24 protein-coding genes and 1 pseudogene are annotated in these 25,145 nt (G+C 66.7%); 5 read left to right on the top strand and 20 right to left on the bottom strand.

Features of this window, described 5'->3' with window-relative positions; translation table 11 throughout:
- Positions 1-138: 138 nt before the first annotated feature.
- Positions 139-1,392, bottom strand: coding sequence for a hypothetical protein (locus F3087_RS32245; RefSeq protein WP_150405878.1), 1,254 nt, complete (start codon positions 1,390-1,392; stop codon positions 139-141).
- 205 nt (positions 1,393-1,597) lie between these two features.
- Positions 1,598-2,140, bottom strand: coding sequence for a hypothetical protein (locus F3087_RS32240; protein ID WP_150405877.1), 543 nt, complete (start codon positions 2,138-2,140; stop codon positions 1,598-1,600).
- 392 nt (positions 2,141-2,532) lie between these two features.
- Between F3087_RS32240 and lexA the strand changes: the two genes are divergently transcribed.
- From lexA to F3087_RS32220, 4 genes are all read left to right on the top strand, one after another.
- Positions 2,533-3,189 (top strand): transcriptional repressor LexA, encoded by a 657-nt coding sequence (lexA, locus tag F3087_RS32235; protein WP_446430531.1) that lies wholly within the window; start codon positions 2,533-2,535, stop codon positions 3,187-3,189.
- A gap of 123 nt (positions 3,190-3,312) precedes the next feature.
- Positions 3,313-5,361, top strand: coding sequence for an ArnT family glycosyltransferase (locus F3087_RS32230; RefSeq protein WP_150405875.1), 2,049 nt, complete (start codon positions 3,313-3,315; stop codon positions 5,359-5,361).
- A 197-nt stretch (positions 5,362-5,558) separates the two neighbouring features.
- Positions 5,559-6,008: a pyridoxamine 5'-phosphate oxidase family protein gene (locus F3087_RS32225; protein WP_150405874.1), complete on the top strand. Its 450-nt coding sequence runs from the start codon at positions 5,559-5,561 to the stop codon at positions 6,006-6,008.
- Positions 6,009-6,757: 749 nt separating this feature from the next.
- Positions 6,758-7,156, top strand: a complete 399-nt coding sequence (locus F3087_RS32220; protein ID WP_150405873.1) for a YybH family protein — start codon at positions 6,758-6,760, stop codon at positions 7,154-7,156.
- Here the strand turns inward: F3087_RS32220 and F3087_RS32215 are convergent.
- The 18 genes and pseudogenes from F3087_RS32215 to F3087_RS32130 form a co-directional block, all read right to left on the bottom strand.
- Complete coding sequence (locus F3087_RS32215) at positions 7,139-7,909, bottom strand: DUF6390 family protein (protein WP_223885508.1); 771 nt, start codon at positions 7,907-7,909, stop codon at positions 7,139-7,141. The two genes, F3087_RS32220 and F3087_RS32215, sit on opposite strands and share 18 nt — an antisense overlap.
- Positions 7,910-8,047: 138 nt before the next feature.
- Entirely contained in the window at positions 8,048-9,127 is a 1,080-nt protein-coding gene (gene hypE, locus F3087_RS32210) for a hydrogenase expression/formation protein HypE (protein WP_150405872.1), read from the bottom strand.
- Positions 9,120-10,232, bottom strand: a complete 1,113-nt coding sequence (gene hypD / locus F3087_RS32205) for a hydrogenase formation protein HypD (RefSeq protein ID WP_150405871.1) — start codon at positions 10,230-10,232, stop codon at positions 9,120-9,122. Before hypD ends, hypE begins: the two co-directional genes overlap by 8 nt.
- Entirely contained in the window at positions 10,229-10,552 is a 324-nt protein-coding gene (locus F3087_RS32200) for a HypC/HybG/HupF family hydrogenase formation chaperone (RefSeq protein WP_150405870.1), read from the bottom strand. The genes hypD and F3087_RS32200 overlap by 4 nt, the downstream gene beginning before the upstream one ends.
- A gap of 16 nt (positions 10,553-10,568) precedes the next feature.
- Positions 10,569-13,598, bottom strand: a complete 3,030-nt coding sequence (locus F3087_RS46825) for a Kae1-like domain-containing protein (protein WP_223885507.1) — start codon at positions 13,596-13,598, stop codon at positions 10,569-10,571.
- Positions 13,595-13,837 carry a HypC/HybG/HupF family hydrogenase formation chaperone gene (locus tag F3087_RS32185; protein ID WP_150405869.1) on the bottom strand — a complete coding sequence of 81 codons (243 nt, stop codon included), beginning with the start codon at positions 13,835-13,837 and terminating at the stop codon, positions 13,595-13,597. The genes F3087_RS46825 and F3087_RS32185 overlap by 4 nt, the downstream gene beginning before the upstream one ends.
- Positions 13,838-13,987: 150 nt before the next feature.
- Positions 13,988-14,518, bottom strand: a pseudogene (locus tag F3087_RS32180) (hydrogenase maturation protease); the annotation flags it as partial.
- Positions 14,478-14,804 carry a hypothetical protein gene (locus F3087_RS32175; RefSeq protein WP_150405868.1) on the bottom strand — a complete coding sequence of 109 codons (327 nt, stop codon included), beginning with the start codon at positions 14,802-14,804 and terminating at the stop codon, positions 14,478-14,480. The gene F3087_RS32175 and the pseudogene F3087_RS32180, both read right to left, overlap by 41 nt.
- A gap of 16 nt (positions 14,805-14,820) precedes the next feature.
- The gene (locus F3087_RS47525) at positions 14,821-14,940 is read right to left on the bottom strand and encodes a DUF6893 family small protein (RefSeq protein ID WP_375903795.1); all 120 of its coding nucleotides are present in this window, start codon (positions 14,938-14,940) and stop codon (positions 14,821-14,823) included.
- A 14-nt stretch (positions 14,941-14,954) separates the two neighbouring features.
- Positions 14,955-16,280 (bottom strand): hypothetical protein, encoded by a 1,326-nt coding sequence (locus F3087_RS32170; protein WP_150405867.1) that lies wholly within the window; start codon positions 16,278-16,280, stop codon positions 14,955-14,957.
- The gene (locus F3087_RS32165; RefSeq protein ID WP_263407248.1) at positions 16,277-16,930 is read right to left on the bottom strand and encodes a DUF6084 family protein; all 654 of its coding nucleotides are present in this window, start codon (positions 16,928-16,930) and stop codon (positions 16,277-16,279) included. Before F3087_RS32165 ends, F3087_RS32170 begins: the two co-directional genes overlap by 4 nt.
- Before the next feature lie 17 nt (positions 16,931-16,947).
- Complete coding sequence (locus F3087_RS32160) at positions 16,948-17,589, bottom strand: DUF5947 family protein (RefSeq protein WP_150405865.1); 642 nt, start codon at positions 17,587-17,589, stop codon at positions 16,948-16,950.
- Entirely contained in the window at positions 17,586-18,527 is a 942-nt protein-coding gene (locus F3087_RS32155; protein WP_223885506.1) for a NifU family protein, read from the bottom strand. Before F3087_RS32155 ends, F3087_RS32160 begins: the two co-directional genes overlap by 4 nt.
- Before the next feature lie 29 nt (positions 18,528-18,556).
- Positions 18,557-20,353, bottom strand: coding sequence for a nickel-dependent hydrogenase large subunit (locus F3087_RS32150; RefSeq protein ID WP_150405864.1), 1,797 nt, complete (start codon positions 20,351-20,353; stop codon positions 18,557-18,559).
- Positions 20,354-20,364: 11 nt separating this feature from the next.
- Positions 20,365-21,420, bottom strand: a complete 1,056-nt coding sequence (locus F3087_RS32145; RefSeq protein ID WP_150405863.1) for an NADH-quinone oxidoreductase subunit B family protein — start codon at positions 21,418-21,420, stop codon at positions 20,365-20,367.
- Positions 21,421-21,518: 98 nt separating this feature from the next.
- Positions 21,519-22,349 carry a hydrogenase nickel incorporation protein HypB gene (hypB, locus tag F3087_RS32140; RefSeq protein WP_150405862.1) on the bottom strand — a complete coding sequence of 277 codons (831 nt, stop codon included), beginning with the start codon at positions 22,347-22,349 and terminating at the stop codon, positions 21,519-21,521.
- A complete protein-coding gene (locus F3087_RS32135) occupies positions 22,307-22,681 on the bottom strand; it encodes a hydrogenase maturation nickel metallochaperone HypA/HybF (protein WP_150405861.1) in 375 nt (124 codons plus the stop codon). The genes hypB and F3087_RS32135 overlap by 43 nt, the downstream gene beginning before the upstream one ends.
- Positions 22,682-22,752: 71 nt before the next feature.
- A complete protein-coding gene (locus tag F3087_RS32130; protein ID WP_150405860.1) occupies positions 22,753-23,400 on the bottom strand; it encodes a TetR/AcrR family transcriptional regulator C-terminal domain-containing protein in 648 nt (215 codons plus the stop codon).
- Positions 23,401-23,493: 93 nt separating this feature from the next.
- Between F3087_RS32130 and F3087_RS32125 the strand changes: the two genes are divergently transcribed.
- A complete protein-coding gene (locus tag F3087_RS32125; protein ID WP_150405859.1) occupies positions 23,494-24,972 on the top strand; it encodes an FAD-dependent monooxygenase in 1,479 nt (492 codons plus the stop codon).
- The last annotated feature ends 173 nt before the right edge of the window (positions 24,973-25,145 follow it).

Raw genomic sequence — 25,145 nt, 5'->3', positions numbered from 1 at the left:
ACCCCGGCACCAGGTAAACCTCAGGCGATATGCGGAATACCTGCATAGCACTTCGAGGATACCCGTCCGGGTACTCGGGTTGTCCCACTCACCCTTTACCGGTGGGCGATGCCCCCGCAATCGCCGCGTCCGGCCGGACTATTCGACGACCTGCCACTGCGAGGTCAGGTCCGCGATGAGCTCGGGCAGCCGCGGAATCAGGCGGCCACGGGCGAGTTTGTTCCAGAACGACTCGCCGAGCACGGCGGGCCCGAGCGCGGGATTCAGTTCCATATCGATATGGCGCGGGACCAGGTCGCCGGTGATGTAGGTCCAGCGGGTGTCGCGATCGGCCCAGTTGAAGTCGGGCAGCGGCGTGCGCAGGGCCAGGGTGCGGCCGCCGAGGTCAGCGCGGACGGTGGCCGGGGCGAACACGCCTGGGGCACGGACGCCGGGCACGGCGGGTTTGCCTGCGATGGTGCTCACATAGGTGAGAACACGGCCGATCGGGGCGCGCCCGGACGAGGTCGCGTCCCACTGATCGGCGATCACCCGATTCTGCTCGCGGTCGGTCATCCGGATCAGCGCGTCGATATTGCCGTCGCGGGTGCCCGCGGCGATGGACTGCCACGCGGTGTGGATGTCGGTGTCGAGCACGCCCGCGTCGTACATCTCGTCGATGCCCCGCATGCCCAGCGCGACGTACGCCTCGTGCATCGGGACCAGGTCGGTGAAGATGTGCTTCTGCATGATCATCAGCCGGGTCTGGTACCAGGCGACGTCCTCGGCGGTGAGCCGTGAGCCCTCGGCGGCCAGCAGGCGGATGTCGGCGGGTAGTTCGCGCACCAGTTCCGGTGGGGTGCCGCGCAACAGGTCGGCCACCGCGTTGCCGAGTTGATGGATGCCCGGCACGTCGAGCACCACGCCGACGTCGCTCATGTCGAAGAAGCCGGAGGCGAACGAGCCGCCCGCGATGCCGGCCAGCCCGGCCCAGTAGAACTCCGGGTGCTGGGTCGTGAGCCGCAGATAGTTGACGTACACCTGGCTGAACGTGCGCTCGTTGGCGTGCACGCCGCGCGCCGGGTCCCAGGCCGCGAGGTCGATGGCGGCGTTACGGGTCGCGACGACCAGCCAGTACTGATGCAGCAGGGTCGCGTACCGGCGGGGTGGCACGCCGTCGGCGCGGGCTTCGTCGAGGGCCGTGGCCAGGGTCGATTCGTCCAGCGGGAGAGCCGGATTCAGGCCGCCGCCGCCCGCGCCGTCACCGTTGACCGACGGCAGGTCCAGATACTGCGCGTAAACGGGTGCCGCCTGGGCCGCCGGGATCGAGGCGAACCCGAAGACGAGACACAGGGCGAGCCCGAGGATTCGGGCGAGCAGCCGGGTAGGGCGTGCGGGGGCGAGATGCGTCATTGCTAGCTGTCCCGAACTCGTCGATGGGCCAAGGTCGTGTCTGGCAAAGATCCTTGCCAGATCACGTTTTCAGCACACTAGCAACATGTTCTAGTCGACGATCAACAAATTCGGTCACTTCGCGATCGGCCGGCAAGTCGGGCGTCGAGCCCGCTACTCGACAAGATTCACGAGGCGGATGGGGGCTACGAGCAGACCCCCGCGATCAGCGCGGCGCGATATCACCTTGCGGCAGCACACTTCCGGGCACAACGTCGACAGGCGCCGACTGACCGTCGACCACCGCGGGCACCGTACTCGTCGAGGTGTCGCCACCCCAGTCCCCTGCCCGCAGGTGCGCCAGCGTGATGAGCGCGACCACCACGAACGCACTCATCAGCGCGGCCACCGCCAGCACGGCGAATCCCACCTGCGCCTGCTCGACCAGCTCACCCGGATGCGCGCCGCTGGGCTTGCGCACGGTCGAAGTGCGTGTGCCACGGTCGTATACGACCACCCCGCCACCGGGCCGCGCGTTGCGCGGACGCCGGTCGACGGTGGATCGATGGGTGGAATCCAGTGTCCGCGTGCGCAAGGTGCCCCGATGCACCCGCGGGACCGTTTCGAAGGCGAGATCTATCTCCGCCGCACCGATCTCGCGCGGGTCGACCACGCGAGTATCGATCTCACGGACGTCGTCGACCCGGGGCGCGAGCTCCGCACCGGTCGTACCGATTTCCGTGTTGATGTCGCTGATCGCAGTGCTCATCGGACAAACCTCCGTGGTGGGTGCTCCGTCTGTGTTCGAGCTGGGGTGTTCGAGCTGGGCGGACCGGTCGGGCTGGTCGGTACCGCTGTTCAGTGCCGCTTTTCGATGCATTGTTCGCTCAGGTGTTCGAAGAACTGATGTTCGATTTCTACCACGTGCCACCGACAATGTCAGCAGGAAACGCCCGACACTCTCGAACAGATGTTTGAAACATCGGCTCGACCGGACTAGATTCGAAAGACGAAATTCAGGACAGGCCATGCACAGATATGCCGGGCGGCGGATCAGCCCGGACACAGCAAGGAAGGGCGGTTGCGGTGAGGCACACAGACGACACGGGCGTAGAGAGCGAAGGCGGCGTCGACACGGCGGTTACCGAAGCGGATCTCACCGTGCGTCAACGCAAAGTGCTGGACGTGATCCGGTCTTCGGTGAGCGAGCGCGGGTACCCGCCCAGCATCCGCGAGATCGGCGACGCCGTCGGGCTGACCTCCACCTCCTCGGTGGCGCATCAGCTGCGCGCGCTGGAGCGCAAGGGCTTTCTGCGACGCGACCCGAATCGTCCACGCGCCGTGGACGTCCGCGGCCTCGACGAGGTAGGGCGCGCGGTCACCAGCCTGCACGCCGCCGCGGTGGACGAATCCGACAGCGCCGCAGTCGATCCGAGCCGGCCGACGCCGACGTTCGTGCCGGTCCTCGGCCGGATCGCCGCCGGTGGCCCGATCCTGGCCGAGCAGGCGGTCGAGGACGTGTTCCCGCTGCCGCGTGAACTGGTCGGCGAGGGTTCGCTGTTCCTGCTGAAGGTCGTCGGCCAGTCGATGATCGACGCGGCGATCTGCGACGGCGACTGGGTGGTGGTGCGGCAGCAGAACGTCGCCGACAACGGGGACATCGTCGCCGCCATGATCGACGGCGAGGCCACGGTGAAGACGTTCAAGCGCACCGGTAAGGATGTCTGGCTGATGCCGCACAATCCGGTGTTCGAACCGATTCCCGGCAATGACGCACAGGTGCTCGGCAAGGTCGTCACGGTGATCCGCAAGATCTAGCCGAGCTCGACACACGAACGGCCGCACGGTGATCCGGGCGGCCGTTCGCGCGTCCGCGGCGTTCACAGCACATTGCCAGCGAGCGCCCAGCGCCTTCACCGCTGCGCCGGTCATGCTCCTGCAGTGACCACGATCAGCGCCGACCCGGCCCTGCCCGATGCGACCGACACCGCCGACACTCCCGAACCGACGGGCTTGCCACCGGCCCGCCGCTGGGAACGGGTGGGACTCGTCGCGCTCCTGATCGGCACCGCCGCCGCCTACCTATGGCACATCACCGTCAACGGCATGGGCAACAACTTCTACGCCGCCGCCACCTGGGCGGGCTCCCGCGACTGGAAGGCGTTGCTGTTCGGCTCCCTCGATCCCGGCAACTTCATCACCGTCGACAAGCCGCCCGTCTCCCAGTGGGTAATGGGGCTGTCCGGTCAGCTGTTCGGCTTCAGCAGCGCGAGCATGCTGATCCCGCAGGCGTTGATGGCCGTCGGCGCCGTCGCGCTGACCTACGCCGCGGTCACCCGCGCGACCGACAGCCGCGGCGCCGGACTGCTCGCCGGGGGGGTGCTGGCCGCTACCCCGGTGGTGGCGTTGATGTTCCGGTTCAACAACCCCGACGCCGTGATGGTGCTGCTCATGACCGCCGGTGCGTACTGCACCATTCGAGCGCTGAAGCACGCGAGCCCGCGCTGGCTGATGCTGGCCGGGGTCGCGCTCGGTTTCGCGTTTCTGGCCAAGATGCTCGAAGGGTTGATGGTGCTGCCCGCGTTGGGTATCGCCTACCTCATCGTCGCCCCGACTACACTGCGGAATCGGTTGTGGCACTTGACCGGTGCTGCCGCGGCACTGATCGTCTCGTCCGGATGGTATGTGCTGCTTACTATTTTGTGGCCTGCTTCGTCACGTCCATACCTGGCCGGGTCGACCAATAACACCTTTATGGATTTAGTGTTGGGCTACAACGGATTCGCGCGTTTCCTCGGTCAGAATCATCGAGGCGGCGGCAATCGCTTCGAACTGCCGCCCGGTTACGAAATGCCGCGCAATCTCGGCGGTGGCGGTTTCGGCGGGTTCGGTGGCTTCGGCGGATCGGGGCATTGGAAGCTGTTCACCGGTGAGATCGGCTTCGAGATCTCCTGGTTGTTGCCCGCCGCCCTGTTGGCGTTCGTCGTCGTATTGGTTTCTCGGTGGCGCGCGCCGCGCACCGACCAAATTCGTGGTGCGGCATTGGTTTTCGGCCTGTGGTTGATCATCGATGGGATCGCGTTCACCACCATGAAGGGCGGCATGCACGCCTACTACACACTGGCCATCGGCCCGGCGGTGGCGGGGATGTTCGCCATCGGCGTGCACGAGGTCTGGCGGCGGCGCTCTGAGGTATTCGGTCGAATCGGTTCCGCCGCAATGATTCTCGCGACCGGGGTCTGGGCCTTCGTACTGCTGAACCGGAATGCCGACTGGCTGCCGTGGTTGCGCTGGACCTTGCTCGCGGTATCAGTGCTCGCCGCCCTCGGGCTGCTCGCCACCGCCTTCCCTGCCGTGTCCCGTCGACTGCGCGCCCGGGCCACATCGGTGCTGGTTATCGCGGGCCTGCTGGCTGGACTCGGCGGAACCACCGCCTACGCGGCCGCCACGTTGCCCCAGGAACACACGGGCGGAGGTCCGTCCGTAGGACCGGCGAGACCCGAAAAGCCCGGCCCCGCGAACCAAATGCGCCGCGCCGTCACCGCATTCCTCGACGGCTCCACCGAACCCCAGGTATCCGAGCTGCTCCGCAACACCACAACCAAATGGTCTGCCGCCGTCGACCGCTCCTCCACCGCCGCCGGCCTGGAACTCGACAGCCGCACCCCCGTAATCGCCATCGGCGGCTTCACCTCCGACGACCCGGTCCCCACCCTCCCCGACTTCGAACACCTCGTCACCACCCACCAGGTGACCTACTACCTCGCCCAGGAAGTACAACTCCCCGACTCCTGGAAGGTCGCGGACCAACCCGGAATCATCCCCGACCCCGGCCAACCGACAACCGCACCCAACCAGCCGCCGACCAAACCCGGCCTGTGGCGGCCATCCGGAAACAAGGAGATCGCCGATTGGGTCGCCGCCCACTATGACTCGGTCCACATCGGCAACGTCGCCGTCTACGACCTCACCACCCCCACCCACCCCTGACCCGCACGCCTGCGCCAAAACGGGCTCAGTTCACCAGAGAGACTGCAGACCTCGGCACCAGGAGCCCACTGTCTCGCCGCAGCGGTGCCCCCCACGATCAACGGGACATGCCGGTGCGCGCACTCGCACTTTGCCGCCCGCATGTCCCGTTGGTCATCAGCCAGAATTGTGTCGGTGGGCGGTGGAATAGTGGGTGCGTGGCTAGTTGGCGCGATTTCGAAAACGAGGCTCCGGAGCTGGCGGCGGCGGTGAAGCGGCGGTTCGAGCTACACGAGAGTCATGTGCTGGCAACGATTCGGCGCGACGGGTCGCCGCGGGTCAGCGGTTCGGAAGTGGCGTTCCACGGCGCGGACCTGGTCTTCGGATCCATGCCCAACGCGCAGAAAGTACGAGACCTTCGGCGGGACGGTCGCTGTGCGATTCATGCGCACCCGTCCGAGGGCGACGCCAAAGTGTCCGGCGTCGCTATCGAACTGACCGATCCGGCGGACCGGGCAGCGGCCGGCGCGGACCCCACCGGCGAAGACCACGCCTTCCGCCTCGACCTCACCGCCGCCGTGCTCACCAGCGTGGACCAGGAGCAACAACTACTGATCGTCGAGGTCTGGCACCCCGGCCAAGGCGTGCAGGTCACCAAACGCCGCTAGCCGCAGCATCTGATCTCGATACTCAGTGCACGATCAAGATCAGGGAACCGAAGTCGGCATTCGTCGAGAGGCGCATTTACCCCAGTCCCCCTGATCATGAACCACCCCACGCTCAAGGATGGAGACGACGGTTTTCGAAGCGGGACTCCCTTTCTGGGCACCCCGCAGAGGTGCGGACCCGGAGAAGGAGCGCACATCCCGCCCCCTCGAGGCCAGCGCTACCTAACGAGCGCCGACTTCACACCCAACGGGACATGAACGCGGCAAAGCACGAGTAGAACCACCAGCATGTCCCACTCACCGACCACGCCCACACCCAACGGGACATCGCCGCGGCAAAGCACGAGTAGAGCCGCCCCCATGTCCCACTCACCGACCACGTTCACGATCAACGGGACATCGCTGCGGCAACGCGCGAGTAAGGCCGCTGTCATAACCCGCTCGTGTTCATGGTCAACGGGATTTGGTCGCGGAAGTGTGTGAGTGGAGCTTTCACCGTGTCCGTTGGTGGCTCTTATGCTTCTTCTGGATGCTTAACTGGGGTGCGAGGCTCGGGAGAGGGATACGCTCTTCGAGCGGCCGTCCGGAAACGGGAAAATCGCCGATTGGGTTGCTGCCCAGTGCGACTCGGGCAACATCGGAAAAGTCACGGTCTACGACCTGACGAGGCCGACATACTGACCTCGGCGGGCCATCACCGGCCGACTGGCTGTGGTGCGGATCCTGGGGCGTGGATACGCTGGTTGAACATGACGACTAATCACGATGCGGGGCCTACACACGCCGACCTGGCTGCGCATGTCGCACGCTGGGTCGAGTTGTTCAATGCGCGTGATCTTGCTGCGCTCGACGTGCTCTATGAACCTGACGCTGTTGTGGTCCCCCAACCCGGGCATCCGGTCACCGGAGCCGATCGCTCCGCTGCCCTGGCCGACTTCATGGGTTTGGGCGTCCCCATGAAAGCCGCACTGCGCCAAGCAGTTGTCGCAAATGACATCGCGCTGCTCGTGATCGACTGGTCCTTGACAGGCACCGGTCCCGACGGACGCGAGATCGATTTGGGCGGAACTGCGACCGATATTGTCCGACGCGGCGCCGACGGGCAGTGGCGCTACGTCATCGACAATCCCTCAGGTGTCGCGAGCTGACGGTCCGGCCAGCCGCTCGTTGGTTACCTGAAGTTGACGAGCGGTGCTGGCCTGGAGGTTTCGGAGCTGGCTGGGGTTCAACCGGCCACACAGGCGACCCCAGTGCACGGCGACCTGATCGCCGGGGGTCACGTCGGGGACGGCCGAGTAGCCGTCGGTCCAGATTTCGGCGTGCTGGTTTGTGGGTTCCGCCATGCTCAATGCGTGTCCGTCCCAAACCAATTCGCTCCGGCTCAGCGTGATATCGGTTCCCACGCAGTCGATTACGGTGCCCCAGGAGATGCGACAGCCGTCGAGGACCTGTACCGGATGGTTGCTCTTCCCCTTGCCGAGCAACCGGGTCCATGGGTACACGCCGAGTACATGGAAGCAGTGGTTGGCGGCCGCCTCGCCGGCGAGGTCAGCGGTCAGATGGGTCCAGTAGTGGCCGGCCAGTGGACCGATGACGGCGAGTAGCTCGGCCGTGAACACATCGGGGTCGAGGTCGGCGCACACTCCGCCGCCGAGCCAATACGACTCGACGAGACGGCGATCCAGCGGATCGGCGATTCCGGTGAGCCTGGACATCACCCGCAAGTAGGGCCAGGCGCCGGAGAACTGCTTGGCCACTGCACGCACATCGGCCTCGGTGCCGCCGCGTAGCGCGACGGCCTCGGGCGGGCCGCAGAACCCGAGCCGGTTCGGCGCGTAGGCGTACCTGGCGAAGATCTCCGTACCACTCTCGACCCGCTCGATCGCGGACTCCTCTCGCAACGCGTTCGATTCCCCTCTATCTCACCAGGTCCGGAGGCACCTCCCCGCGAGGAGATCGACAGCGCGAGTGCCACCGCGACAGCTCCGGGGCGACCGCTCGCCCCAGCTATCGACGCCGAGTCACCGGGCGACCTTGGCTCAACAGATTCGGGGCAACTGCTCCCCCGCCGGGAGATCGACCACGCGGGTGCCGCCCAGCGCGGTCCGCGCGACCACCATGCCGGGGTGTTCCACGACGCAGACGCCGATGGCGGCGGCCCGGGAGCCGAGCGGATGCTCGCGCATCGCGGCCAGCACCATGTCCGCTTCCTCCGGTGCGACGAAGGCGACCAACTTGCCCTCGTTCGCGACGTACATCGGGTCGAGCCCGAGCAGACCGCACGCGTCACGCACGGCGGCGGGCACCGGTAGCTTCCGTTCATCCAGTGCCACACCGACTTTCGCGGCCCGTGCGATCTCGTTGAGCGTGGCCGACACGCCACCCCGGGTGGGGTCACGCATGACGTGCAGGTCCGCGCCCGTGGCGAGCATCGCGGCAACCAGGCCGTTCAGCGGCGCGGTGTCGCTGCACACGGTGGTGCCGAATTCGAGCCCTTCGCGACAGCTCATCACCGCCACGCCATGCACGCCGATGTCGCCGCTGACGATCACCACGTCACCGGGTCGCGCCCGCTGCGGCCGGATGTCGACGCCCTCGTCCACGAGCCCGATACCCGCGGTGTTGATGAAAATGCCGTCGCCGTGCCCGGAATCGACCACCTTGGTGTCGCCGGTGACCAGGGTGACGCCGGCCGCGAGCGCCGCCGTGCCGACCGCCTTGGCGACCTGCGCGATGTCGGCGAGCGCGGTGCCCTCCTCCAGGATGAACGCGGTGGACAGCACCATCGGGCGCGCACCGGACATCGCGAGGTCGTTGACCGTGCCGTTCACCGCGAGGTCGCCGATCGAGCCGCCGGGGAAGATCAGCGGTTTCACCACGAACGAGTCGGTGGAGAACGCGAGCCGCACGCCGCCGAGGGTGACCACCGCGGAATCGCCGAGCCCGGCGTCCGCGGCGGCGCCGAAGGCGGGCAGGAACAGGTGCTCGATCAGCTCGCCGGACATCGCGCCGCCACCGCCGTGGCCCATCACGATGTTGGGCGAGTCCCGCAGCGGCATCGGGCAGACCCAGCTCTCCATGTCGATGGTCGCCCCGTTGACGACCGTCTCGTCAGGCATGAGCCACCTCCGCGGGCAAGTCCAGACGCCGGTACAGGTAGTAGGCCGCGCACGCGCCCTCGGAGGAAACCATGGTGGCGCCCAATGGGTTCCGTGGCGTGCACTCCTTGCCGAACGCGGCGCACTCGTGCGGTTTGATCAGGCCTTGCAGCACCTCGCCGGAACGGCAGATCGAGGATTCGTCGGTGTGCATGTCGCTGACGGAGTACCGCAGCTCGGCGTCGTAGTCCTGATAGCGCTCGGACAGCTTCCATCCGCTCTGCGGGATCATGCCGATGCCGCGCCAGGCCCGGTCGGTCACGTCGAAGACGTCGCGCAGCATCGCCCGCGCGGCCGGGTTACCCGCCGCCTGCACCGCGCGCGGATAGGCGTTCTCCAGTTCGAATTTGCCCGCCTCGAGCTGAATCACCGTGCGGCGGATGCCTTCCAGGATGTCGAGCGGCTCGAAACCGGTAACCACCATCGGCACTTTGTATTTCGCGGCCAGCGGCGGATATTCCTCAGTGCCCATCACGCTGCACACGTGTCCGGCGGCGAGGAACGCCTGCACCCGGCAGCTCGGCGATTCCATGATCGCCGCGATCGCGGGCGGCACCAGCACGTGCGAGACGAGCAGCGAGAAGTTCTCGATGCCAAGGCGTTTGGCTTGGTAAACGGTCATCGCGTTGGCCGGAGCGGTGGTTTCGAAGCCGATGCCGAAGAACACCACCTGGCGGTCGGGGTTGTCCCGGGCGATGTTCAGCGCGTCCAGCGGCGAGTAGACCACGCGCACGTCGCCGCCCTCGCTCTTCACGTGGAACAGGTCCTTCGAACTGCCCGGCACACGCAGCATGTCGCCGAACGAGCAGAAGATCACCCCGGGGCGGGCGGCGATCGCCAGCGCCTTGTCGATCACCTCGAGCGGGGTGACGCACACCGGACAGCCGGGACCGTGGATCATCTCGATCTCGTTCGGCAGCAGTTGGTCGATGCCGTGCCGGATGATCGAATGCGTCTGCCCGCCACAGACTTCCATGATCGCCCAGCGCCGCGTGGTCACCGCGCGGATCTGGTCGAGCAGCTTCGCGGCCAGGTCCGGATTGCTGAACTCGTCGAGATACTTCATGACGTCACCTCTGAATCTGGTTGGGCTGGTGCGGTGGGATCGGCGAGACCGGCCTGTTTGGCCGCGAGCGCGAAGCCGTCGCCGAATTCCTCGTTGAGTACGCCGAGGCGTTCGAATTCGGCCAGCGTCGCCAGCGCCGATTCCTCGTCCAGGCGCTGGATGGCGAAGCCGACGTGGACCACCACGTAGTCGCCGATCGCGGCGTCCGGGATGTATTCCAGGCACACGTCTTTGTGCACGCCGCCGAAGTCGACGGTCGACATCAGGGTGCCGTCACGTTCCTGCAGGTCGAGCACCTTTCCTGGTACGGCCAGGCACATGGTTGGACTCCTTTCCTCATCCCGCGCTGACCGCGAGTAGCTGCCCGAACGCGAGCCCGCCGTCGTTGGGCGGCAGCCTGCGGTGGGAAATGACGTGAAAGCCGTTGTCCTGCAACAGGCCGCGTGCGCGGGAGAGCAGCAGGGCATTCTGGAAGACGCCGCCGGAGAGGGCGACCGGGGTCGACGGTGTCGAATAGGCCACCGCCAGTTCGAGAATCAGGTGTGCGACCGCGTCGTGGAAGCGAGCGCCGATCACAGAGGCCGGAACGCCTTGTGCCGCATCCGCTATGACCGCGGCGAGAACCGGAGCCGGGTCGAGCAGCGCGGGCTCGTCGGTCGCTATCTCGAATCGGTACCCAGCCTCGTCCGATACGCCGCGCGCCAGCCCTTCGAGCTCGATCGCCGCCTGCGCCTCGTAGTCCACCACGTGCCGGACACCGGCCAGCGACGACACCGCGTCGAACAATCTGCCCATGCTGGAGGTCGGCACGCAGCCGAGACCGGTCTCGAATTGATGTCTCAGCACGGCACGTTCGGCCGGCGGGCAGGCCCGCACCGACGGTATCGAATCCGACCATTCGATACCCGCCGCCCACAGGTGTGCCAGCGCCATCCGATACGGACGATGCACGCTCACGTCACCACCCGCCAACGGCGCGTACTTCAGACGCGCCAACCGCCGGAAACCCTTGTATCCCGCGGCAAGTACCTCGCCACCCCACACCGCGCCATCCGGGCCGAACCCGGTGCCGTCGAACGCGATGCCGAGAACCGTTGCCGCCGCGCCTAATCCGTGCTCCCCCATCACCGACGCGATGTGCGCGTGATGGTGCTGCACCAGACGCACCGGCCGGTCCCCCGCATTGCGCTGCGCCCATGCGGTGGACCGGTAGCGCGGGTGCGCATCGGCGACGATCTGGATCGGCTCGACGCCGGTCAGCTGCTCGAGGTGATGTTCTGCGTCACCGAACGCACGAAGCGTGGCGAGGTCGTCCATGTCCCCGATGTGCTGGCTCAGCCACGCATACCGCCCATCCGCCACCGCACAGGTGTTCTTCAGATCGGCACCGACAGCTAGCGTCGGAGGCATCGGGATGGGCAGCGCCAGCGGCAACGGCGCATAGCCACGCGAGCGGCGCACGGGCAGCTCGATCCCGTCGACCAGCCGAACCACTGAATCGTCACAAGGGACGAGAATGCGCCGGTTATGTGAAAGCCAGCCATCCGCGAGACCGGTAAGCCTGATTCGCGCATCCTCATCGTCATAGCAAATCGGTTCCCCACCAAGGTTTCCCGAAGTCATGACCAGCACCCGCGGCCCCGGCGAATCCCCGGGCAGCCCGAACAGCAGCAGATGCAACGGCGCGTAGGCGATCATGACGCCCAGATCTGGATTGCCCGGCGCTACCGAGGCCGCAGGGAGCACGCCGCTGCCCATCACGCCGAGCTGACCGTCCGCTGCCCTGACGTGCGCTGCGCCAACGGGCGCGGCGATTTCAGCGTCCCCGGACAGCTCAAACGGTGCGTCGAACACCGCATCGCTTTTCAGGTCCGCGGCGAGACCGGTGGACGGCTGCGGGCAGACCATGGCTGAAGGCTCACTGGACTGCGTGTGTCCCACGCCGTGGGGCCCCGGAACCATGGGGCTGTCGCGCTCGGTGGTCGCCTCCCGCGCTGTCGCCGATGCTGTGGTCGACCCAGTGATCCTCGCTCGCCGGGACAGCCCGACGGATTCGGCGAGCCTGGCGTCTCCGTCCGATTCCAGCGTGAGGTCGGTGAACGGTGCAGGCTGGGCCATACCTGGAGGCTCAGTGCGCAACGTGGACCCTACGCCGCGGGCGTCCGGAACTGCGCGCCCCTCCCGCACAGGGTCGGCGCTGCCCGCGACGCCGATCCGGACGTCGGGCCGACGGTGCACCGGCCGGCCCGTCTCAGCCAAGCCGACGGGCACAGCCGGACCGACGGCCTCAGCCAGACCTACGGGCACAGCCAGACCGACGGGCCCGGCCGATTCGAGCCGTGCCGACTGCTGGGTGGACTCGGACCCTGGCCGCGCCGGCGAAATCGACTCTGTGCCGATTTCGGTAGGCAGGCGACCTGCCGTGGACCAGTTGTCAACCGTCTGCGAGTTGTCTACCGTCTGCGAGTCATCTGCCGCCCGCGAGGTGCCTGCCGCCGGAGCGGAACTCGCGACATCACGGCGAGCCAAGAGCACGATTGGTCTCGCCGGGCTCGTGAGTAGGGCAGCGGCTGCGGCGTCCACCTCGACTATCGCGCGAGCCGTATCCAAGTCGGGCACCATTAGCGCGAATGGCTTGTCGCCGCGCTGCTTTCGTTTACGCAGTTCGGCGACGGCGGCCTCATTGGTTGCGTCGCAAGCGAGGTGGTAGCCGCCGATACCTTTGACGGCGAGGATGCCGCCGTCGCGCAACAGGTTTCGGGCGGCGGTCAGTGGATCACCGGGGCCGGTGTAGGCGAGGGCGGGGCCGCAGTCGGGGCAGGCGATCGGTTGTGCGTGGAAGCGCCGGTCGGTGGGGTCGGCGTATTCGGCGGCGCATCGGGCGCACATCGGGAAGTCGGCCATCGAGGTGTGGGGGCGGTCGTAGGGCAGGGCCGCGATGATGGTGAAGCGGGGGCCGCAGTTGGTGCAGTTGATGAAGGGGTGGCGATGGCGGCGGTTCGCGGGGTCGGCGAGTTCGCGGGCGCAGTCGGCGCAGATGGCGACATCCGGCGAGGCCAGGGTGCGGCCGGCGCCGTCGCGGGTGGTGTCTGCGATGTGGAAGCCGGTGCCGCCGCGCAGGGGAATGGTCTCCGATTCGACCGATTCGACCACGGCGAGCGGCGGCGGGTTCTCCCGCATGCGGCGGACGAACTCGTCCAGATCGGCCGGTGCGCCTTCGATTTCGACGATCACGCCGGAACTGTCGTTCGACACCCGTCCGGACAGCGCCAGCTCCGCGGCGGTGGTGTAGACGAAGGGCCGGAAGCCGACCCCCTGCACCACGCCGCGCACCACCACCTTGCGCCGCGACCGGTGCGCGGTCATGGTTCTTCACCGCTCCCGAGCATGCGCAACCCGGACAGCGCCGCCGCCGCGCCGGCCTCGTCGGTCTTCTCCAGCACGAAGCCCATGTGGATGATCACCCAGTCGCCGGGCCGCGCCGGATCGTCCTCCAGCAGACCGATATTCACCTTCCGCTTCTCACCCTGGACATCGACCAGCGCGATCTGATTGTGGTAGCCGTCGAGGATTTCGACGACCCGGCCGGGAATGCCGAGGCACATCGGTCACTCCTCCTCTCGACCCGCGGATGGCGGTTCATTACGCGACGACGCCGCGGATTCGGCGTTCGCCGACAACGTGACGTCCGCTGCGGACAAGACGCCCGGTGCGAGCCTGATGTTCGATGCGGACAGGCCATCCACGGCAGCAGGTTCGGGGCCGCGAGATGCCGCGGTCGAGTCCGGCGACAAGCTCCCGAGCACCTCGGCGACCGCCGAGATCGCCGTATCCACCGCGGCGGCAACGGGTTCGGACAACCCCATGCCCTCTTCGACGGTCTCGACCTGGCAACCGACCACGTACGTCGGCGGCAGCGTGCCGCCCAGCGCGCGAACACTGGCGAACACCGCCTCCGGATTCATCGCGTGCGCATCGAGATTCGCGGCGCCGGCGCCATCCGGCTCGGCCTGGAACACCCGAACGCTGCCCGGCGCACCACGATTCGGCACCGCATCGATCAGTACCAGCGCATCCCACCCGTCGAGCAGGTCATACGCCAGATGCATCCCGCGAATCCCGTAATCGACCACGCGCACCGCGGGATCGGGGTGGCGCGGCAACCGCCGCACCACTTCCGGTCCGAACCCGTCGTCGCCGAGGAAGATATTGCCGATCCCCGCGACCAGCACCGTCGTCGTCAGATCACCCCTGATCCTCGGTCGGCGCGGTCGCCCCGCCGACATCCGCGCCGCCGACGTCGCCGGTGGCGGTCTCCTCCGGATCGTTGGCTTCGGTCTTGCGGCCCTCGTACGGCGGGATCGGCGCCTCGGCATCCGAACCGGCTGTCTCGTTGGTGAATTCCACCTGCCGCCCGGGGTCGCTGCCCTCGGCCGAGGTCGTCTCCTCGTGCCCGATATCGCCCGCCGGTCGGTCCGCCGGACCGGCCGCGACCGCATCGGCGCCGGTATCGCGCGAGCCCGGCTCGCCGCGCTCGGACTGGGGTTCTTCGCGCTGATCAGGGTCGGTCATGACGTTCTCCTCAGTGCTACATATGACGAATCTTCAGGTACCGCCGCAAATCCGGTATCGAGCGAATGCCGATGTATGCGGCGCCGAGGACGATCACCGCGACGACTGCGGTCGCAATAATTCCGACGATCTCCATATCGGGCCTTCCTTCTACTTTTCTGGGCTGGCGAGTGGTTCGATTTCATCCGGCGCGAAATACAGGTAGCGGCCGTACCATTCGTGCAGATCCGCCGCCGGGTCGTCCTCGATGACGACGCCGACGTGGGCGTGCCCGTCGACGTCCTCGTGCACCGAGGTGACGCGGGCGACCTTGCCGTCGAAGAACAGGTCCTGCGCGTCGGCCCGCCGCGCGGGGTGTAGCCGCACCCGGCTGCCCTTGTGCACCCGCACCCCGGCGATCGATACCGCATCGGACTCTGGTCGAACGGCGTTGTCGGCCAGCGGATCCCACCAGTCGACGCCCTCGGGGATCTCCGGAATCAGTTGCGCCTGACCGAGATGCGGGTCGCGCAGCACACCGTGCAGCTGCTGCATCGACTCCGGCGTCATGGCGTCGCAGCGGTCGATGATCTGGGCTGCCCGCGCGTCGGTGGCGCGGGCCTGCGCCTTCTCCTCGTCGGTCATGGTCATCACCCGCAGCGTGAGGATCTCGTCGATCTCGGTGGAGTCGAACAGCGGGCCCTCGCTCTGCTCGGCGATCTCCGGGTGGTCGTAGAGGATGATCGGCGAGATCAGCAGCAGGCTGTGGTCGCCGGGCGGTCCGGCGAGCACCGGGAAGCAGCGGTCGCGCACGCAGCGGGCCGCGGCCTCGGCCGCGTCCGCCGGTGGTTCGAGCAGCGAAATGAACTGTCCGTCGGTTACTTCGGCGATGATGTGCGCGCCGATCAGCGATCGGGCGATGGCGTCCCGCTGGTCCGTCGCCGCCGGGCCGACATTGCGGACCAGCACCGAGAGCCGGACGTAGCCGGCGTCGTGTTCGACGGAGAGTTCGAGTTCCGCCTCGAGTGCGAGCCGGGTACGCACCAGACGGCCGGCGAGGTTCCCCTTCGAGCTCGTGATGTCCTCGATGTCGGTGCCACCGCCCACCTGCGCCGGCCATGTTCCCGCGGCGAGCGGCACCGGACCGATCACGATTTCGCGTTCGGTGGCCTCGTCCCAGGCGATCCACGACTGAGCACCGACGGTCAGCTCCGCAGTCCGTACTCCGTCGCGGTCCTCGACTGCCCGCCGCTGCAATTGCAGGAACCGGACCGTCAGGGTGATCGCCGTGTCGGGAATCGCGTCGATCAGGCACTGCGCCGAGATACTCGATTCCTCGCCGAGCCCGGCCGAGGCCGCTCCCTCTGGGCCGATCACACCGAACTGCCAGCGCGACTGGTTCTTTCGCGAACTCGCCCGATAGGGATACAGCAGATAACCCTCGTACAGCACCGCGTCGGCGACGGCGCGTGCCCTGGCCCTGGTCTCGTCGGTCATGGCTGCACCTCGCCGCCGTTCGACGTCTGCTCGGTACACCGCGCCAGCAGCTGATTCACCGCGTCGTCGAACCCGAGCATGCCGTGTCCGGACTTGTACGCGGCCAACGCATCCAGGGTCTCCCTGCGCAACCGCACCCACCCGGAGTTCGGATAGTGCGCGGCCATCACGTCGCGCCACACCGAGATCGGCATGTCGAACTTGTCCTCGCGATCCCACGGAATCTGCTGGATGCCGAAACCCGTTGTCCCTTTGAGGAATACCGTCCCGCTGAACAGGAACAGCAACGGCACGCTGCCTTCCCGCAACGCGTGCAGATACTTGGACCCGGTCACCTCGAAGTCGTAGGTGACCGGCATCGGCAGATCCACCTCGGACCCGCCGTGGAATCCGCGAATCATGGTGGCGCAGTGCATCCAGAGAAAGGTCCGCTGGGTGTCGCGCCAGCGTTCCCGCGGACCGAACAGGTCGGCCAGACCCGAACCCTCCTCCTCGGAGTACCGGCGGCGGTGCGGCTCGATGCGCACCTGCGCGCGCAACGCGATCGCGTGCACGGGTTCCTCGGCGAGCGAGGCGATCCCGATGCGCGCGGTCAGATTCGGCGCAACGGCAAAGGGTTCCGGCTGCACGTCGAGAACCGCGAAGGTCATCGAGTTGACCGGACTCATCACGCACCGCCCGCAGGGGCCGGTCGCGCCCGTGCCGACACCGCGGCGAAGAACTGATCGAGGTAGTCGTGCACGTCGCGGCCGCCGTCGAATCCCCGCCACAGCGTGCGCATTCGGCCGACGAACTCGTAACAGGTGTCGATCGGCAGCAGCAGGCACGTCGCCTCGCCGGTGCCGCGTTCGGGCACCCGGATGAGCAGCGCCTCCACATCCGGTGCCAGCACGCTCAATTCGGGATGCCGCTCCAGCACCGCCTGCCATTCGGCCAGCGGCAGTTCGGATTCGGTGGCGCCGGCCGGTCCCGGATAGAACGCGACGGTCCGGTCCAGCGCGGAGTTGCGGAAGAAGAAGGCAAGGCCCACCGGGATTTCCAGCGCGTCCCACTCCCCCTGACTGATGGTGAAGTCCGGGAAATGCAGGTAGCGGTCCGGTACCGCGCGATAGCGCAGCTGAGCGCCCTGATCGGTGAACAGCAGATAGCACCCGCGACAGGTGCACATCAGTTGCCTGCCTTCGACATTCACCACATGCTGATGCTCGTCGGCGATCGGCTCGGCACACATCTCGCACCGCTCGCCGACCGGCGTCACGGGTGGGCGGTCGGCGGTGATGCGCTGCAAGGCGCGAAACGGTGAGGTCATCCGCTCACCCCCACCGGCACGGCCACCGACAGTTCCCCGGAACGCACCAGCACGGGCAGCGGTTCGAGATGTCCGTCGCCGTCCACGCGCGCGCCGGCCCGCACGGCATCGAAATGCGCGAGGCAGTTCGGACAGCGCAGCACCGCGTCACCGACCGGATAACCGACCCGCCGATGCAGCGCGGCGCCGGCCAGCGAGCGGTCGCAGCTCGGGCAGTGATCCCGGTAGGCGAACAGGTTGTCGCCCACCCGGCAGGCCAGCACGACCAGCCCGGCGATCGCGAATCCCCCCACCTCCCCGGGTCGAAGTTCCCCGAGTTCCGGTACGGCGAACCAGTTTCCGGCGGGTTGGCCGGACTGCTGGCCGTTGGCGTGCACCCGGGAGAACAGCGAGTCGGCGGAGATCACGCCCGCCGATTCGGCGGGCGGCTGCGCCACTTCGATGGACACGATCTCGGGTGCGGCCGCCCGCACCGCGTCCTCGACCGCGAGTTCCAAGGTCACCGACGACGACGGGCACGTCTTGCAGCTGCCCGACAACTCGAGCCGCACCACCCCGTCCTCGACGCCGAGCAACGCCACGTCCCCACCGTGCGACCCGAGGTAGGGCCGCACGGTGTCGAGCGCCGTCCGCACTCTGGTGTGCACGTCGTGCGGATGCAATCCGTGCACGAGGAGCAGGCTGGCGACCAGATCGTCGCGCGCCAGCCGCTCGATCGCGCCGGCGTCGTTGCCGAGCAGCCGCAGCACGCGCTGCAACCCCGCGCCGTACAGATCCGCGACCTCGCGTACCAGATTCTCGGCGCGCTCACGGGCCATGGCACCACCGGCCGAACTCGCGTCCAGCAGGGTCTCGATCCGGTCACCCGCTGTCCGCCAGCGGGTTTCGTCATCGAGTGCGGTGTCTGGTTGGCCTCCCGGGCGATCGTCCACTGTCATCTCTTCCGACCCCTCCGCTCGACCGGGCCTCACTCCGCGGTCAGCGTTTGCGTCGGTGAGTGCAGTTTCTCCAGCGTCTTGCCCTCGCCGAGGTACATGTGCACGCCGCAGGGCAGGCAGGGATCGAAGCTGCGCACGGTGCGCATGATGTCGATGCCCTTGAAGTGCTCGCGATCGTTCTCCTCGAAGATCGGCTGACCCTGCACCGCGTCCTCGTACGGGCCCGGTGTGCCGTAGCTGTCGCGCGGATTGGCGTTCCACGGCGTCGGCGGATACGGGTGGTAGTTCGCGATCTTGCCGTCCCGGATCACCATGTGATGCGACAGCACGCCGCGCACCGCCTCGGTGAAGCCGCAGCCGATGCCCTCGTCGGGCACCTCGAACTTCTCCCAGGTCTTGGTGTGGCCGGCCCGGATCTCCTCCAGCGCCTTCTCCGCGAAATGCAATGCGCACGCGGCGGCGTAGGCCTGGAAGTAGGTGCGGGCCCGATTGCGTTCGATCGTGTTGCTGCCGTGCACCGGGATGTGCCATTCGAAGCTGACCGGTCCCTTCAGCGCGGTCTTCGGCAGGTTGATCTGCACGCTGTGCCCGGTCGACTTCACGTAGCCGATGTCGACCAGCCCGGCCAGCGCGGTCGGCCACAGGCGGGCGAGCGGTCCGCCGCCGGTGTCGAGCGCGAGATGGTCCTTGCCGTCGAACCAGCGCGGCGACATGACCCAGCTGTACTTGTCGTCCATGTCGCGCTTCTGCGGCCTGGGGTTCGTGTGCTGATTCCAGGGATGCCGGCGGTCCACCGGATTGCCCAGCGGATCGGCCTTGACGAACATCTCCTGATCGGTCCAGTCGTCGTAATACGAACTGCCCAAAAGGATTCGGATGCCGAGGTTGATGTCGACCAGCGACGTGGTGACCAGTCTGCCGTCGACGACGACACCCGGGGTCACGAACATCTTGCGGCCCCACTCGGCCATGTCCTTGTAGTTGAAGTTGCACACGTCGGGGTCTTGGAACGAACCCCAGCAGCCGAGCAGGGTGCGGCGCAGGCCGACCTGTTCGTAACCGGGCAGCGCCTCGTAGAAGAAGTCGAACAGGTCGTCGTGCATCGGCACGACCTTCTTCATGAACTCGACGTAGCGCATCAGCCGGGACATGTAGTCGGTCATCAGCTGAATCGTCGCGACCGTGCCGACGCCGCCGGGATACAGCGTGGACGGATGCACGTGCCTGCCTTCCATCAGGCAGAACATCTCGCGCGTATACCGGCTGACCTGCAAGGCTTCCCGATAGAACTCGCCGGTGAACGGGTTGAGCGCCCGCATGATGTCGGCGATGGTCCGATAGCCGTGGTCGTTGGAGTGCGGCGCGAGGGTCTTCTCCGCCATGGCCAGCACGCCGGGATTGGTCTCGGCGACCATCCGTTCGCAGAAATCGACGCCGACCAGGTTCTCTTGGAAGATGTTGTGGTCGAACATGTACTCGGCGGCCTCGCCGAGATTGACGATCCACTCGCCGAGGGCGGGCGGCTTCACCCCGTACGCCATGTTCTGGCAGTAGCAGGAGCAGGTCGCGTGGTTGTCACCGCAGATGCCGCAGATGCGGCTGGTGATGAAGTGCGCGTCGCGTGGATCCTTGCCCTTCATGAAGATCGAGTAGCCGCGGAAGATCGACGAAGTGCTGTGGCACTCGACGACTTCCCGGTTCTCGAAGTCGATCTTGGTGTAGATACCCAGGCTGCCGACGATGCGCGTGATCGGATCCCAGGCCATCTCGACGAGGCTGTTGGGTTCGATCTTCTTGTGCGACGGCTCGGGAACGATGGCAGTCATCGAAGATCCTCCTACCAGGTGCGAGTCGCGCCAGTTGTCAGCTTCTCGCCCTTGTGCCGCCAGCGCGGCTCTTGGTCGACCGTGCGGCCGGTGATGTGTCGGAGGCTGCGGATCACGGATCCGTAGAGCCCGGAGGCGGCGGAGGAGAGCTTCCCGCCGGGTGGTTCGTCCATGAACGGCATGAACTTGTCGGGGAAGCCGGGCATGGTGCAGCCGATGCAGATGCCGCCCACATTCGGGCAGCCGCCGACACCATTGATCCAACCGCGTTTGGGCACATTGCATTTGACGACCGGGCCCCAACAGCCCAGTTTGACAATGCATTTCGGCGACCCGTATTCGGTCGCGAAATCGCCCTGCTCGTAATAGCCTGCGCGGTCGCAACCTTCGTGCACGGTCGCGCCGAACAGCCACTTGGGCCGCAGTGCCTCGTCGAGCGGGATCATCGGGGCCTGGCCGGTGGCCATATAGAGCAGGTAGGTGAGCGTCTCGGAGAGGTTGTCCGGTTGAATCGGGCAGCCCGGCACGCAGACGATCGGAATGCCGGCCTTGCTCTTCCAGTCCCAGCCGAGATAGTCGGGCACGCCCATCGCACCGGTCGGGTTGCCGGCCATCGCGTGGATGCCGCCGTAGGTGGCGCAGGTGCCGACCGCGACTATCGCGGTCGCCTTGGGCGCCAAGCGATCCAGCCACTCGCTGGTGGTCATCGGCTGGCCCGTCGCGGGGTTGTTGCCGAAACCACACCAATAGCCTTCGTCGTGCAAATTCTCGTTAGGTATCGAACCCTCTACGACCAGCACAAAGGGTTCCAGTTCGCCTCTATCGGCTTTGAAAAACCACTCCAGGAAGTCGTCGGCCCCACCGTTCGGGCCGCACTCGAAATCGATCAGCGGCCAGTGCACCGCAATTTTGGGGAGCCCGGGTAGGGCGCCCAAGGCGATCTCTTCGATACTTGGCTGGGTGGCGGCGGTTAGTGCTACCGAGTCACCATCGCAACTCAGACCCGCGTTGATCCAGAGCACATGGATCAGAGTCTCTTCGGCGCGCACTGCTTCTTGAGTTGGCATCTAGCTGCCACCTTCCACAGCGGATCATCGGGTTTGCGGTCTCTCTGGGCTTGAAGACACATCATCCGAATGTGATCCTGATCACGTTATTTTAGACCCTACTTGACAGCATCCTCAAGGCTGGCCGATTTCAGAGGACGACGTTGCTCCAAAAGCCAGGAGTACCAGCGATCCACGCCGTGACCTGTGGTTACCGACAGCGGCAGGATCTCGACACCGGGATTCACCGCCCTGGCAAACTCGCCGCACTTGTCCAGATCGAAGTCGACATAAGGCAGCAGATCGATCTTGTTGATCAGCACCAACTCGGCGGCCGCGAACATGTGCGGATACTTCAGCGGTTTGTCCGTGCCCTCGGTCACCGAGATAACCACGACCTTGCTGCGCTCGCCGAGATCGAACAGTGCCGGGCAGACCAGATTTCCGACATTTTCGATGAACAACAAGGTGCCGCGCGCCGGGTCCAGGGTTTCCAGCGCGCGGTGCATCATCTCCGCGTCCAGGTGGCAACCGGCGCCGGTATTGATCTGCACGACCTTGCAGCCGGTCGCCTGGATGCGCTCGGCGTCCAGCAGGGTCGCCTGATCGCCTTCGATCACCGCCACCGGCAACTCGCCGAGCTCGCGGATGGTCCGCTCGAGCAGCGTGGTCTTGCCCGCGCCCGGCGAGCTCATCATGTTGAGCGCGAGGATGTCGCGCTCGGCCAGCCACTCCCGATTGTGTTGTGCCAGTTCGTCGTTCTTGGCGAGCACCTTCAGTTCCAGGCTGACCGTCTCGGTGCGGGGCAGGTGTACGTGATCGGCGCCCGGGCCGTGGTGATGATCATGGCCGTGCTCGTGGTCGTGCTCATGATCACCGTGCTGGTGGTGTTCGTGCGGGACGCGGATCACGGCTGCCGCGTCGTCGCCACATCCACAGGTTGCGCACATGCTTCGCTCACTTCCATCGACCGGATGCGAAGGTCGCGCCCGGAAAGGATCTCGACATCAGCGCTCCCGCAACGACACAGCACAATCGGATCGGCCAAGCCGAATTCGGCGCCGCAAGACCGGCATTCGCCGGTGCCGAGTATTTGCTCGATGACGAGTCGCGCCCCTTCCGCGACCGTCCCCTCGGCGGCGAGTTCGAAACAGAATTGCATCGCGTCGGGTACTACCGCACATAACGCGCCGACCTCGACGGTGACGCTGTGTACGGTCCGGCCTGCCGCGTACTCGCACACGGCGTCGATGACACTCTGGGTAATGGCCATTTCGTGCATCGCGGTTCTCGGATCATCGAGTAGGAACCCCTTTCGAGGCTACCTCCGCGCGCGCGGGCATCGTGGCCGAATCAGTTCGCTTGTCCCGTTCGGGTGGCGACGATTCCGGCGAGAATGACGCGCAGGCCGTAGTCGAACTCGGCGTCGAAGTCCGCTGTGAAAAGGTCGTCTACCATTTTTGCGGCCAGCGGGAATCGGACAGCATCCAGGACCGTTTCGATTCGGTCCGGACGGTAGGGATTGCTGTCGTATTCCGCGCCACCGCGGGCTTGTTCCTCGATCACGAAGCCGACCGTGTAATGCAGCAAGATCGGAAAGACGCGGGCCGCCTCGGGGAGGGCGAAGCCGGCGTCCTCCAGCGTGCGCAGCGTCAATTCCACTGTGCGCCACATTGCTTCGTCGTCGACATAGGTGCCGGCGAGCACGTTCGCGCCGTCGCGGTAGCGCAACATCGAGCGGCGCAGCCGGGCGGCGAGCCCGATCGTCCAATCCTGCCAGGACTCACCCCGCCGCGGCGCCTCGACGCCGTCGATCGCGGCGATGAAGACGGTACGTGCCATCGCGTCGAGCAGTTCGCGCTTGTTCTTCACGTGCCAGTAGAGCGCGGGGGCTTGCACGTCGAGCGCGGCGGCGACCTTGCGCATGGTCAGGCCGTCGAGGCCGACCTCGTCGAGCAGGTCGAGCGCCGCCTGGGCGATGACCTGGGAATCGAGCTTCACGTGCCGCCTCCTGTCGGGAATCTCTTGACAGTTTAACAACGTTCACGTCTACTTAACATCGTTAAGGGATTTAACGTTGTTAAGGAGAGCGTCATGGAGACCACCGAGGTTGTTATCGCAGGTGGCGGGCCTACCGGGCTGATGCTGGCCGGCGAGCTGCGGCTCGCCGGAGTCGACGTCGTGCTGCTCGACGGGCTGCCCGCGCGCACCGGCGAATCGCGGGCCGGCGGCATCCACGCCCGCACCATGGAGATCTTCGATCAGCGCGGACTGCTCGACGATCTGCTGCCGCAGGGGCGGGTGCTGCCCGGCGGGCACTTCGGTGCGCTGATGATGAACTTCGGCGATTTCGACACCCGGTACCCGTTCATGCTCGCGGTGCTGCAATCGGTGGTCGAACGCGAACTCGACCGGCGTGCAACCGAATTGGGTGCGCCGGTGCGGTGGGGATCACCGGTGGCCGGGTTCCGGCAGGACGCGACGGGGATCGATGTCGAGGTCGGCGGGCCCGACGGTCCCCGCACGATTCGCGCCGCCTACCTGGTCGGCTGCGACGGCGGGCGCAGCGCGGTGCGCAAGCTGGCCGGCATCGGCTTCCCCGGCACCGACGCGACCGCGACCGGCATGCTGGCCGATGTCGAACTGACCGATCCGCCGGAGGCGCAGTTCTTCGGCCGGCGGCGCGGGGCCGGCGACTACTCCGTGGTCCAGTTCGAGCCCGGCTGGTATCGGCTGGTCGTGCAGCGGCACGACCTCGTTCTGCCGCGCGGATCGACGCTCACGTTCGAGGAGTTCCGGGCCAACTACCTCGAGATCGCCGGCACCGATTTCGGCATGCACAGCCCGCGCTGGGTGACCCACTACGGGGACGCGGCACGGCAGGCCGAGCACTACCGCAACGGTCGTGTTTTCCTCGCCGGAGATGCCGCACACATCCACTACCCCGCGGGCGGGCAGGGACAGAACTTGTCGGTGCAGGACGCGGTCAACCTCGGCTGGAAGTTGGCAATCGCGTTGCGCACCAATTCATCCGAGATACTCGACACCTACGAGTCGGAACGGCACCCGGTCGGCGCGCGCGTCCTGAACAACACCCGAGCGCAGACCGCGTTGCAGCGGCCCGGCGCGCACATGGAAGCCCTGCGCGACGTCATGGGCGATCTGATCGACATGGACGCGGTCCGGCAACGACTCGGCCTGATGATCACCGGCCTGGACATCCGCTACGACACCAAGGGCGACCATCCCCTGTCCGGACGACGAGTGCCCGACGGACACCTCAGCACCGCCGACGGCGACACCCGAGTATTCGAACTACTGCGCCCAGGCCACCCAATTCTGTTGCGCCTCAATGGAAACCAAGTCCCTTTGCCCACCGGATGGCAGAACCGCATCGACGTGATCGACGCCCGCACCCACGACAACCACTGGGCCGTCCCCGCCGTTGGCACCATCGCAGTCCCCGCCGCCATCCTCATCCGACCCGACGGCTACGCAGCCTGGGTCACCGACGAGCCCAGCGACAACGGCCTCCTGGAAGCACTGACCACCTGGTTCGGCCCAGCCTCCTGAGCCGGCACCGAACGGGACAAACCGGAGCATCCACTCGACATTCGCCGCCGTAAGGTCCCGGTCGATGTACGTTCGGCGTCGGAGATGCGCGGAAGCAACATGCGCGTCCGAGCCGGGGGTCAGGCCAGCGATGACGGCCCGGCGACGCACTGATCACCTGGTTCGGCCCAGCG

It is taken from the genome of Nocardia colli (assembly GCF_008704205.1).
GTDB classification, from domain to species: Bacteria; Actinomycetota; Actinomycetes; order Mycobacteriales; family Mycobacteriaceae; genus Nocardia; species Nocardia colli.
Note: the sequence above shows the minus strand (reverse complement) of the source record. Positions and strands in the feature narration are given on the sequence as shown.